Below are 11,479 nucleotides of genomic sequence, written 5' to 3'. Positions count from 1 at the left end.
GGGTGTCGCGTCACCGGGTGAGGCGTCCACGGGTGTCGCGTCCGTGGGTGTCGCGTCCCCGGGTGACGCGTCCGTGGGTGCAGAGCAAAGGCAGCGGACATGGGAGCGGCGGCGGCGCGGGAGGCGGCGACGGCGAGGTTCGACCCGGCCGCAGGACGTCCGCCGTCCGGGCCGCCTGAGGCACGAAGGAGTACGCGTGACACCCGAGGAGATCCTGGCCGCCGACCGGGCGCACGTCTGGCACCCGTACGCCGCGCTGCCGCCGACGAACCCGCCCTACGTGGTGCGGAGCGCCGAGGGGGTACGGCTGCGGCTGGCCGACGGGCGGGAGCTGGTGGACGGGATGTCGTCCTGGTGGGCGGCGATCCACGGGTACCGGCACCCGGTGCTGGACGCGGCGGTGACCGACCAGCTCGGCCGGATGAGTCACGTGATGTTCGGCGGGCTCACCCACGAGCCCGCCGTGCAGCTCGCCCGGACCCTGGTCGAGCTGACCCCGGAGGGCCTGGAGCACGTGTTCCTGGCCGACTCCGGCTCCGTCAGCGTGGAGGTGGCGGTGAAGATGTGCCTGCAGTACCAGCGGGCCGTCGGGCAGCCGCAGCGACGCCGGCTGGCGACCTGGCGGGGCGGCTACCACGGCGACACGTTCCACCCGATGAGCGTCTGCGACCCGGAGGGCGGCATGCACCACCTCTGGGGCGACGTGCTGCCCCGGCAGGTGTTCGCGCCGGTTCCGCCGGGCGGCTTCGACGACCCGCCCGACGACGCGTACGTGGCGGCGTTGGTGGAGACCGTCGAGCGGTACGCCGACGAGCTGGCCGCGGTGATCGTCGAACCTGTCGTCCAGGGCGCCGGCGGGATGCGTTTCCACCACCCGGGTTACCTGCGGGTGCTGCGCGAGGTGACCCGCGCCCACGGGGTGCTGCTGATCTTCGACGAGATCGCCACCGGGTTCGGCCGTACCGGTGCGATGTTCGCGGCCGAGCACGCCGAGGTGACCCCGGACGTGCTGTGCGTGGGCAAGGCACTCACCGGGGGCTACCTGACGCTCGCGGCGACGCTCTGCACCCCTGAGGTCGCCCGTGGCATCTCCGCCGCTGGCGTGCTGGCGCACGGGCCCACGTTCATGGGCAACCCGTTGGCCTGCGCGGTGGCCAACGCCTCCATCGGGCTGCTGCGGGCCGGGGACTGGGCGGGGCAGGTCGCCAGGGTCGGCGCCGGTCTGCGTGCCGGTCTGGAGCCCCTGCGCGGCACGCCGGGCGTCGCCGACGTGCGGGTGCTCGGCGCGATCGGGGTGGTGCAGCTCGATCACGAGGTCGACCTCGGCGCGGCCACCAGGGCCGCGGTCGAGCAGGGGGTGTGGTTGCGCCCGTTCCGCGACCTGGTCTACACGATGCCGCCGTACGTCACCGATGACGTCGACCTGGCTCGGATCGCGGCTGGCGTCGCGGCGGCGGTGGCGGCCGGCTGAACCGGTCGTGATCGACGGGTACCCGGGAGGCGGTCCGCCGCCCGGCAGGAGGAGAGAGGGAGTACCGGATGGAGAGCTTCGGAAGCCGGCTGCACCGGGCGGTCGACGAGCGGGGGCCGCTCTGTGTGGGCATCGACCCGCATCCCGGTCTGCTGGCCCGTTGGGGTCTCGCCGACGACCTTCAGGGTCTTGACCGCTTCACCCAAACCGTCGTGGAAGCCCTCGGTGACCGGGTTGCGGTGGTCAAGCCCCAGTCGGCCTTTTTCGAGCGATTCGGGTCCCACGGCGTGGCGATTCTTGAGTCAACTATCCGACAGTTACGGGAGGCCGGCTCGCTCGTTCTCCTTGACGTCAAGCGCGGCGACATCGGCTCGACGGTGAGCGCGTACGCCTCCGCGTACCTTGATCCATCCAGCCCCCTGTATGTCGACGCGGTCACCGCGAGCCCCTACCTCGGGGTCGGTTCGCTGGCGCCGATGTTCGAGCTGGCCGCCCAGCACGGCGGCGGGGTGTTCGTGCTCGCCCTCACCTCCAACCCCGAGGGCGCGGCCGTGCAGCGGGCCCGTACGGCCGACGGCCGCACCGTCGCGCAGACCGTCATCGACGAGATTTCCCAGCTCAACAGGGGTGCGACACCACTCGGGAGCTTCGGTCTGGTGGTCGGGGCGACCATCGGCGACACCGGTCACGACCTATCCGGCGTGGGGGGTCCACTGCTCGCCCCGGGCCTCGGCGCGCAGGGTGCCGGGGCAGCCGATCTGCGTGCCGTCTTCGGTTCGAGCCTGGGCTCGGTGCTCCCGTCGTACTCCCGGGAGGTGCTCTCGGCGGGCCCCGACGTCGCTGCCCTGCGGGCCGCCGCGGACCGGGTTCTGGCCGACTGTCGGGCCGTATTGCCTGCCCGGTGACTGACTGACGGGTCGGTCACTGTGCGTTGATCATGGGCCCCCCACGTTGCCGAAAGCTCCGTTGACCGCTAGTTTTCCCCGCGCTGGGAACCATGGACCCCTTGGTTCACAGCGACACCACGTTTCACAGATGCGGCGGTGCGCCCCGCCCGCCGCGATAGGGACCTGAGGAGAACTGGTGCCGCTCCCGTCACTGACCCCCGAACAACGCGCTGCCGCGCTCGAGAAGGCCGCGGAGATCCGCAAGGCCCGTGCTCAGCTGAAGGAGCAGCTCAAGCAGGGCAAGACCACCCTCGGTGCTGTCCTCGAGCGCGCCGAGGGCGACGACGTCGTCGGCAAGCTCAAGGTTTCGGCCGTCCTGCAGGCCATGCCGGGTATCGGCAAGATCCGGGCGACCCAGATCATGGAGAAGCTCAAGATCGCCGACAGCCGTCGCCTGCGTGGCCTCGGCGAGCAGCAGCGCAAGGCACTGCTTGGAGAGTTCGCCGCCAACTGAACCTGGCAGCGTGTAGAAACAAGCAGTGAGCACGGATGACGAGGCGCGCCCGGCGGCTCGGCTCACTGTCCTGGCTGGACCTTCGGGTTCCGGCAGGGAGAGTGTCGTCGAGCTCGTCCGGGCGCGTTCTCCGTCCGTGTGGTTGCCGGTGCCGGCGACCACACGGCCGCGCCGGGAGTCGGAAATCGACGGCGTTGATCGCGTCTTCCTCGCCCCCGCCGAGTTCGATCGCCGACTCGTCGACGGCGAGCTGCTGGAGTGGTCCCGGATCGGCTCGTACCGCCGGGGCACCCCGTACCAACCGCTGCGCGCCCGGCTCGACGCCGGGCAGCCGGTGCTTCTTTCGCTCGACCTGCCTGGCGCCCCGCTGGTGCGCGCGCGCCTGCCCGATTCGCGGCTGGTGCTGCTGAGCCCACCCGGGTATCACCCCGACGCCGTGGTGGCGGCCGCCTTCGAGCACACGCTGACCCACGACCTCACCGAGCGGGTGGCCGACGAGCTGGTAGGCTTACTCGGTTCTTCTTATCCGGATCCGACCTGGTCGCGAGTGCGCGGCTGACGGTCGGCCGCTGTTGAGACTCAGCACCGCGTCCGCGCGGCTCGAAAGACGCAGAGGTTAATTCGTGGGATCCATCGCCAACCCCGAAGGCATCACCAACCCGCCGATCGACGAGCTCCTCGAGAAGACGACGTCGAAGTACGCGCTGGTCATCTTCGCCGCCAAGCGCGCGCGCCAGGTCAACGCCTACTACAGCCAGCTCGGTGAGGGTCTGCTGGAGTACGTCGGCCCGCTCGTCGAGACCACCCCGCAGGAGAAGCCCCTCTCCATCGCCATGCGCGAGATCAACTCGGGCCTGCTCACCGCCGAGCCGACCGACCAGCCGTAAGCACTCGCCGGCCGATGTCCGCCTCGATCGTCCTCGGGGTTGGCGGCGGCATCGCCGCCTACAAGGCGTGTGAGCTGCTGCGACTCTTCACCGAATCAGGTCACCGGGTCCGTGTCGTGCCGACCGCGTCGGCGCTCCGGTTCGTCGGGGCGCCGACCTGGGCGGCACTCTCCGGCCAGCCGGTCGCCGACGACGTCTGGACCGACGTCCACGAGGTGCCGCACGTCCGACTCGGTAAGCAGGCCGATCTGGTGGTGGTCGCGCCGACCACCACCGACCTGCTCGCCAAGGCCGCGCACGGGCTCGCCGACGATCTGCTGACCAACACCCTGCTGACCGCCCGCTGCCCGGTGCTGCTGGCCCCCGCCATGCACACCGAGATGTGGGAGCACCCAGCCACCGTCGCCAACGTCGCCACGCTGCGCTCCCGGGGCGTCCGGGTCATCGAGCCCGCCGTCGGCCGGCTCACCGGCGTCGACACCGGCAAGGGGCGACTGCCCGACCCGGCGGAGATCTTCGCCATCGCCCGTCAGGTGCTGGCCCGGGGCGACGTCGCCCTCGCCGACCTGGCCGGCCGTCGGGTGGTCGTCACCGCGGGTGGCACCCGGGAGCCACTGGACCCGGTCCGTTTCCTGGGCAACCGCTCCTCGGGCAAGCAGGGTTACGCGTTCGCCCGCGCCGCCGTGGCCCGGGGCGCCCGGGTCACCCTGATCGCGGCGAACGTCTCCCTGCCCGACCCCGCCGGCGTCGACCTGATCCGGGTGGGCACCACCGCCGAGCTGCGGGAGGCGACGGTGAAGGCCGCCGTCGACGCGGACGCGGTGGTGATGGCGGCGGCTCCGGCCGATTTCCGCCCGGCGACGTACGCGGCTGGCAAAATCAAGAAGTCGGACGATGGTGTCGCGCCCACCATCGAGCTCGTCACGAACCCCGACATCGCAGCGGAGCTCGGCCAGCGCAAGCGACCGGAGCAGCTGCTGGTGGTGTTCGCCGCCGAGACCGGCGACGCCGAGGCCAACGGCAGAGCAAAACTCGCCCGGAAGCGGGCCGACCTGATCGTGATCAACGAGGTTGGCCACGACAAGGTCTTCGGCGCCGACACCAACACGGTGACGGTCATCGGGGCGGACGGCTCGGTCAGCCGGCTTCCCGAGCAGGCCAAGGAGGCCGTGGCCGACACCGTCTGGGATCTCGTCGTGGCGCGGCTGCCCGGCAGTTCCTGACGAGTGGTAAACGGCGCGACCGATCCCGACACCGGCCGCAGTGGTGATTAGACTGCCGCGGAACGACCTCACACGCTTAGGAGTGCCGTGACACGCCGTCTCTTCACGTCCGAATCGGTCACGGAAGGCCACCCGGACAAGATCGCTGACCAGATCAGCGATGGCATCCTCGACGCGCTGCTGGCCGAGGACCCGCACAGCCGGGTCGCGGTGGAGACCATGATCACCACCGGCCAGGTGCACATCGCCGGTGAGGTGACCACCAAGGCGTACGCCGACATCCCGACGATCGTCCGCCGGACCATCCTCGACATCGGCTACGACTCGTCGAAGAAGGGCTTCGACGGCGCCTCCTGCGGGGTCAGCGTCTCCATCGGAGCGCAGTCCGAGGACATCGCGCAGGGCGTGGACAACGCCTTCGAGCTGCGTACCGGGGCGTCGGAGAGCGCGCTGGACGCGCAGGGCGCCGGCGACCAGGGCATGATGTTCGGCTTCGCCTGCTCGGAGACGCCCGAGCTGATGCCGCTGCCGATCGCCCTCGCCCACCGGCTGGCCCGCCGGCTCGCCGCGGTCCGCAAGGACGGCACGATCCCCTACCTGCGCCCGGACGGCAAGACCCAGGTCACCATCGAGTACGAGGGGCTGCGCCCGGTCCGGCTGAACACCGTTGTCGTGTCCAGCCAGCACGCTGCCGACATCTCGCTGGACTCGCTGCTCACCCCGGACGTGCGTGACCACGTCATCGCGCCGGAGCTGGAGAGCCTCGGGTTGGACACCGAGGGCTACCGGCTGCTAGTCAACCCGACCGGCCGCTTCGAGATCGGCGGCCCGATGGGTGACGCCGGCCTGACCGGCCGCAAGATCATCGTCGACACCTACGGCGGGTACGCCCGGCACGGCGGTGGCGCGTTCTCCGGCAAGGACCCGTCCAAGGTGGACCGCTCGGCCGCGTACGCGATGCGCTGGGTCGCCAAGAACGTGGTCGCCGCCGGCCTGGCCGAGCGGTGCGAGGCGCAGGTTGCCTACGCCATCGGCAAGGCGCACCCGGTGAGCCTGTTCATCGAGACGTTCGGCACCGAGACCGTGCCGGTCTCCTCGATCGAGAAGGCCGTCACCGAGGTGTTCGACCTGCGCCCGGCCGCGATCATCCGGGACCTCAACCTGCTCCGCCCGATCTACCAGCAGACCGCCGCGTACGGCCACTTCGGCCGGGAGCTGCCGGACCTGACCTGGGAGAGCACCGACCGGGCCGCCGACCTCAAGTCGGCTGCGGGAGCCTGACCGCCACCAGGCACAGCGACCGGCGACCCGCGGATGGGTCGCCGGTCGCGCGCGTCTGCGTGGATGTCCCGCTGGCACACCTGGACCGCCCGTTCGACTACCTGGTGCCCGCCGAGCTGGACGAGGTGGCGATTCCCGGTACGCGGGTGAAGGTGCGCTTCGCCGGGCAGCTCGTCGACGGGTGGTTGCTGTCCCGTGCCGACGACTCCGGGCACACCGGCCGCCTCGCGTACCTGGAGAAGGTGGTCTCGCCGGAACCGGTGCTGGCGCCCGAGGTCGCCCGGCTGGCCCGGGCGGTCGCCGACCGGTACGCGGGCAACCTCGCCGACGTGCTTCGGCTCGCCGTGCCGCCCCGGCACGCGCGGGTGGAGAAGGAGGCCCGCGACGACGAACCCGGCCCGACGGCCGTCGCCGAGGCCGCAGCGGTCGACCCTCGTGGCTGGCGGGACTACCCGACCGGCCCCGCGCTGCTGCGCGCGCTCACCGACGGCCGCGCACCGCGTGCGGTCTGGTCGGCGCTGCCCGGCGAGGACTGGGCGGCCCGCTACGCCGACGCGGTGGCCGCCACCGTCGCCGGGGGGCGCGGGGCGGTCGTCGTGGTGCCCGATGCCCGTGACCTCGACCGGCTGGACGCCGCGCTCACCAGCGTGCTCGGTCCGGGACGGCACGTCAGCCTCTCCGCCGCGCTCGGGCCGGCCCGGCGCTACCGGGCGTTCCTCGCCGCCCGCCGCGGCCAGGTGCCAGTGGTGATCGGCACCCGGGCGGCGATGTTCGCCCCGGTGGACCGGCTCGGCCTGGTCGCCATCTGGGACGACGGCGACGACCTGCACTCCGAACCCCGGGCCCCCTACCCGCACGCCCGTGACGTGCTGCTCACCCGCGTCCAGCTCGCCGAGGCTGGGGCGCTGGTCGGTGGGTACGCCCGGACCTCCGAGGCGCAACTGCTGCTGGAGACCGGCTGGGCGCGGGAGGTGGTCGCTGACCGGGCGACCGTGCGGGCCCGGATCCCGGCCATCGCGCCGACCGGCGACGACCCCCAACTGGCCCGCGACCCCGGGGCCGCCACCGCCCGGCTGCCCAGCCTGGCCTGGACGGCCGCCCGCGACGCCCTCCGGCAGGACCATCCGGTGCTGGTGCAGGTGCCCCGGCGCGGCTACCTGCCGTCGATCTCCTGCGCCGACTGCCGCACCCCGGCGCGCTGCGCGCACTGCGCCGGCCCGCTCGCGCTGCCCTCGGCCGGCGGCACCCCGGCCTGCCGGTGGTGTGCCCGGGTGGCCGCCGCGTACGCCTGCCCGGAGTGCGGTGGGCGGCGGCTGCGGGCCGCGGTGACCGGTGCCCGGCGGACCGCCGAGGAGCTGGGGCGGGCGTTCCCGGACGTCCCGGTGCGCACCTCGGGGCGCGAGGAGGTGCTGACCGACGTGCCCGGCGGCGCGGCCCTGGTGGTGGCCACGCCGGGTGCGGAGCCGGTCGCCGAGGGCGGCTACGGCGCGGTGCTGCTGCTCGACTCGTGGGCCCTGCTGACCCGGGCCGACCTGCGGGCCGGGGAGGAGGCGCTGCGGCGCTGGCTGGCCGCGGCGGCCCTGGCCCGCCCGGCGCCGGCCGGCCGGGTGGTGGTGGTCGCCGACGGCGCGCTCGCCCCTGTGCAGGCGTTGCTGCGCTGGGACGCGGCCTGGTTCGCCGGCCGGGAGTTGGCCGAGCGCCGGGAGCTGGGCTTCCCGCCGGCGGTACGGATGGCGAGCGTCACCGGCCCGGCCGAGGCGGTGGCGGACCTGCTCACCGCTGCCCGGCTGCCCGCGGACGCCGAGGTGCTCGGGCCGGTGCCGGCCGAGGAGGGCCGGGAGCGGATGCTGGTCCGGGTGCCCCGAGCCCGAGCTGCCGCGCTCGCCGAGGCGCTGCACTCGGCTGCCGGTGTCCGTGCCGCCCGCAAGGCCGCCGACCCGGTCCGTCTCCAGGTTGATCCGTTGAGCCTCTTCTGAGAAGTTTCCGCCGGTGCCGGCGGTGCCGCAGCCCGTCCGTCGGGTGGTCGCCCGCACACCGCGTCCGGCAGGGCGGTGGCGTCAGAGTGGTAGCATCGCCCGTCATGCCGAGGCGTACGGCGGCTCCAGGTCGCGACGGAGCGTCGGACGCGCCGAGTCGGGGCCGCCGCAGGATGGCGCGACAATGGCGGTAACGCGTTGCTCGGGCGCGATGTCGATGATGTCAATGATCCGGTGATCAGGGGTGGACCAGTCGTGACCGTTGGACAATCGATCGTCTTCAACGGCGACCTCGGCAGCGGCAAGAGCACCGTGTCGGTCGAGATCGCCAAGCGGCTCGGCATGCGCCGGGTCAGTGTGGGGGACCTCTACCGGGAGATGGCGCAGCAGCGGCAGATGACCGCGTTGCAGCTCAACCTGCACGCCGAGCTCGACCAGGCTGTCGACGGCTACGTCGACCAGCTCCAGCGGGACATTGCCGCCTCCGGTGAGCGCCTGGTCATGGACTCCCGGCTGGCCTGGCACTTCTTCACCGACGCGCTCAAGGTCCACATGATCACCGAGCCGGGTGAGGCGGCCCGTCGGGTGCTCGCCCGACCGTCCGGCCCGGCGGAGAGCTACGCCTCCCTGGAGGAGGCCAAGGCCAAGCTTCGTGAGCGCAGCGTGAGCGAGCGCAGCCGGTTCATCATCCGATACGGCGTGGACAAGGCCCGGCTGCGCAACTACGACCTGATCTGCGACACCACCCGGGCGTCCGCCACCGAGGTGATCGAGCACATCGTCGCCGCGTACGAGGGGAAGCTCGGCGCCGAGGTGCTGCGTGACGGCCCGCCGCTGCTGCTGCTGGACCCGGCCCGCGTCTACCCGACCGAGGACATCGCCACGCTGCGCGGTCTGTGGGACACCGACTTCGTCGGCGAGGTGGCCGAGGCCGGCGACGAGGCCCTCGAACCCCTGAAGATCGGGTTCACCGGCGAGTACTTCTTCGTCGTCGACGGTCACCGCCGCCTCAGCGCCGCCCTCCAGAACGGGTTCTCCATGGTCCCCGCCCAGCTGGTCGCCGAGGTCGACGAGCCGGTCGTGGGTGGGATGACGGCGATCGACTACTTCGCCGCCCAGGTCCGCCCCGGCCTGATCTACGACTGGGAGGCGGCTCACAAGATCCAGCTGCCGCTGCCTGAGCCCGCGCTGCTCCGCGGTGACGCGGTGCTCGCCGGGGACCCGGCCGCCAGCGCCTGAGCTCTGGGCGCCGGCGCCTGAGTCGCCGGCGCCTGTGCTCGACGTCGACTGCACGGCGCCGAGGGCTGCCGGATGGCGGCCGCACCGGGATGATGGAACCTCCGACGCATCGACGGGGGAGGCCAGCCATGGAGGCTGCCGAAGCGCTCACACTGCTCATGTCGCCGCAGGGACGCGTCGACCCGTACCCGACGTACGAGCGGCTGCGCGCCCATGGGCCGGTGGTGCAGGCGATGCCGGGCATGTACGTGGTGACCGGCTACCCGGAGGCCGACGAGCTGCTGCGCGACTCCCGGCTCGGTGTGCTCGACGACCCGCTGCGCGACGAGGTCTGGCCGAACTGGCGGGACAGCCCCGCCGTGTCGTCGATCGCCCGGTCCATGCTGCGGACCAACCCGCCTGACCACAGCCGGATGCGTCGGCTGGCCGCCGGGGCGTTCAGCCCTCGCCGGATCGCCGGGATGCGCGACGTGGTGCGGGCGCAGGCCGAGGAACTGCTCGACGCGATCGTCTCCCGGGCCGAGGACGGCGCTCCGGTCGACGTGCTGGCCGACTTCGCGTACCCGCTGCCGGTCGGGGTGATCTGCGAGCTGCTCGGCGTACCCGCCGCCGACCGGCCGCTGTTCCGCCGTTGGGCCGGTGACCTGACCGGGGTGCTGGAGCCGGAGATAACCCCCGAGGAGTTGACGGTCGCCGACGCGGGCGCCTCCGAGCTGCGCGACTACTTCGTCGAGCTGATCGTCGCCCGGCGGCGGGCACCGGCCGACGACCTGACCACCGCGCTGGTCCAGGTGCACGACGCCGACGGCGACCGTCTCACCGGCGACGAACTGCTGGCCAACCTGGTCGTGCTGCTGGTGGCCGGCTTCGAGACCACCACCAACCTGCTCGGCAACGGTCTCGTCGTGCTGCTGGACCACCCGGCCGCCGCCGCCGGGCTGCGCGCCGATCCCGCGCTCGCCCCGGCGTACGTCGAGGAGCTGCTGCGCTACGACTCGCCGGTGCAGCTGACGACCCGCACCAGCACGGCGCCGGTGCGCTGCGGCGGGCTCGACCTGCCGTCCGGCAGCACGACGCTGCTGCTGCTCGGCGCGGCCAACCGGGACCCGCGCCGGTTTCCCGACCCACAGCGCTTCGACCCGACCCGTGACCAGGCGCACCCGCTGTCCTTCGGCGCCGGCCCGCACTACTGCCTCGGCGCCGGCCTGGCCCGGCTGGAGGCGCAACTGGCCTTCCCGATGCTGCTGCGCCGCCTCCCCGAGCTGGCGCTGGCCGAGCAGCCCCGGCACCGGACCCGGCTCACCCTGCGTGGCTACGAGAGCCTGCTGGTGACGCTGGGCACACCGGCCGTCGCCGATCGAGGTACGCCGGCCAGCGTGCGGCGGGGCACTCCGTAGACTGGTACGGCATCCCCGTCCGACCCATGAAGGAGCCACCCCGCGTGACCGTCCAGCCCATCCGTCTGTTTGGGGATCCGGTGCTGCGCACGCCGGCCGATCCGGTGGTCGACTTCGACGCCGAGCTGCGTCGGCTCGTCGCTGACCTCACCGACACGATGCGTGAGCAGAACGGCGCCGGCCTGGCCGCCCCGCAGCTCGGTGTGAGCCTGCGGGTGTTCGCCTTCGACGTCGACGACGTGCTCGGGCACCTGGTCAACCCCGTGCTCGAGTTCCCCGACGAGGAAGAGCAGGACGGCCCGGAGGGCTGCCTGTCCATCCCCGGGCTCTACTTCGACACCAAGCGCCGCCAGAACGTCATCGCCAAGGGCTTCAGCTCGTTCGGCGACCCGATGCAGATCGTCGGCAGCGGCCTGATGGCCCGCTGTGTGCAGCACGAGACCGACCACCTCGACGGTGTGCTCTTCCTCGACCGGCTGGACGCCGCCGGGCGCAAGGAGGCCATGAAGGCGATCCGCCAGGCCGACTGGTACGACGCGGCGGCCCCGCCCACGGTGAAGCTCAGCCCGCACCTCAGCGACCCGTTCGGTCTGGGTCGGTGACC

Annotated in this window: 11 protein-coding genes; all 11 read left to right on the top strand. The window is 72.6% G+C overall.

The window, feature by feature from the left end; genetic code table 11:
- Positions 1-196: 196 nt before the first annotated feature.
- The 11 genes from KBX34_RS19365 to def all read left to right on the top strand — a co-directional run bounded on the left by KBX34_RS19365 (position 197) and on the right by def (position 11,477).
- On the top strand, positions 197-1,471 hold the full coding sequence (locus KBX34_RS19365; protein ID WP_210926151.1) for an adenosylmethionine--8-amino-7-oxononanoate transaminase: 1,275 nt from the start codon (positions 197-199) through the stop codon (positions 1,469-1,471).
- Between the two features lie 68 nt (positions 1,472-1,539).
- Positions 1,540-2,376 (top strand): orotidine-5'-phosphate decarboxylase, encoded by an 837-nt coding sequence (pyrF, locus tag KBX34_RS19360; RefSeq protein ID WP_210926149.1) that lies wholly within the window; start codon positions 1,540-1,542, stop codon positions 2,374-2,376.
- A 178-nt stretch (positions 2,377-2,554) separates the two neighbouring features.
- Positions 2,555-2,872 carry an integration host factor, actinobacterial type gene (gene mihF, locus KBX34_RS19355; RefSeq protein ID WP_124821254.1) on the top strand — a complete coding sequence of 106 codons (318 nt, stop codon included), beginning with the start codon at positions 2,555-2,557 and terminating at the stop codon, positions 2,870-2,872.
- 25 nt (positions 2,873-2,897) lie between these two features.
- On the top strand, positions 2,898-3,431 hold the full coding sequence (locus KBX34_RS19350) for a guanylate kinase (RefSeq protein WP_210793012.1): 534 nt from the start codon (positions 2,898-2,900) through the stop codon (positions 3,429-3,431).
- A 64-nt stretch (positions 3,432-3,495) separates the two neighbouring features.
- Positions 3,496-3,759 carry a DNA-directed RNA polymerase subunit omega gene (rpoZ, locus tag KBX34_RS19345; protein ID WP_030335666.1) on the top strand — a complete coding sequence of 88 codons (264 nt, stop codon included), beginning with the start codon at positions 3,496-3,498 and terminating at the stop codon, positions 3,757-3,759.
- 14 nt (positions 3,760-3,773) lie between these two features.
- Complete coding sequence (gene coaBC, locus KBX34_RS19340; RefSeq protein WP_210926147.1) at positions 3,774-4,982, top strand: bifunctional phosphopantothenoylcysteine decarboxylase/phosphopantothenate--cysteine ligase CoaBC; 1,209 nt, start codon at positions 3,774-3,776, stop codon at positions 4,980-4,982.
- Between the two features lie 87 nt (positions 4,983-5,069).
- Positions 5,070-6,263, top strand: a complete 1,194-nt coding sequence (metK, locus tag KBX34_RS19335; RefSeq protein ID WP_088947464.1) for a methionine adenosyltransferase — start codon at positions 5,070-5,072, stop codon at positions 6,261-6,263.
- A 59-nt stretch (positions 6,264-6,322) separates the two neighbouring features.
- On the top strand, positions 6,323-8,239 hold the full coding sequence (locus KBX34_RS19330) for a primosomal protein N' (protein ID WP_307871437.1): 1,917 nt from the start codon (positions 6,323-6,325) through the stop codon (positions 8,237-8,239).
- A gap of 255 nt (positions 8,240-8,494) precedes the next feature.
- Positions 8,495-9,478, top strand: coding sequence for an AAA family ATPase (locus tag KBX34_RS19325; RefSeq protein WP_210926145.1), 984 nt, complete (start codon positions 8,495-8,497; stop codon positions 9,476-9,478).
- 128 nt (positions 9,479-9,606) lie between these two features.
- On the top strand, positions 9,607-10,875 hold the full coding sequence (locus tag KBX34_RS19320; protein ID WP_210793010.1) for a cytochrome P450: 1,269 nt from the start codon (positions 9,607-9,609) through the stop codon (positions 10,873-10,875).
- Positions 10,876-10,919: 44 nt separating this feature from the next.
- On the top strand, positions 10,920-11,477 hold the full coding sequence (gene def / locus KBX34_RS19315; protein ID WP_210926143.1) for a peptide deformylase: 558 nt from the start codon (positions 10,920-10,922) through the stop codon (positions 11,475-11,477).
- Positions 11,478-11,479: the final 2 nt, after the last annotated feature.

The sequence above is a fragment of the Micromonospora sp. M61 genome (assembly GCF_018070245.1).
Classification (GTDB): Bacteria; Actinomycetota; Actinomycetes; order Mycobacteriales; family Micromonosporaceae; genus Micromonospora; species Micromonospora zamorensis.
The sequence above is the reverse complement of the archived record's forward strand: the minus strand, read 5'-3'. Positions and strand labels throughout refer to the sequence as shown.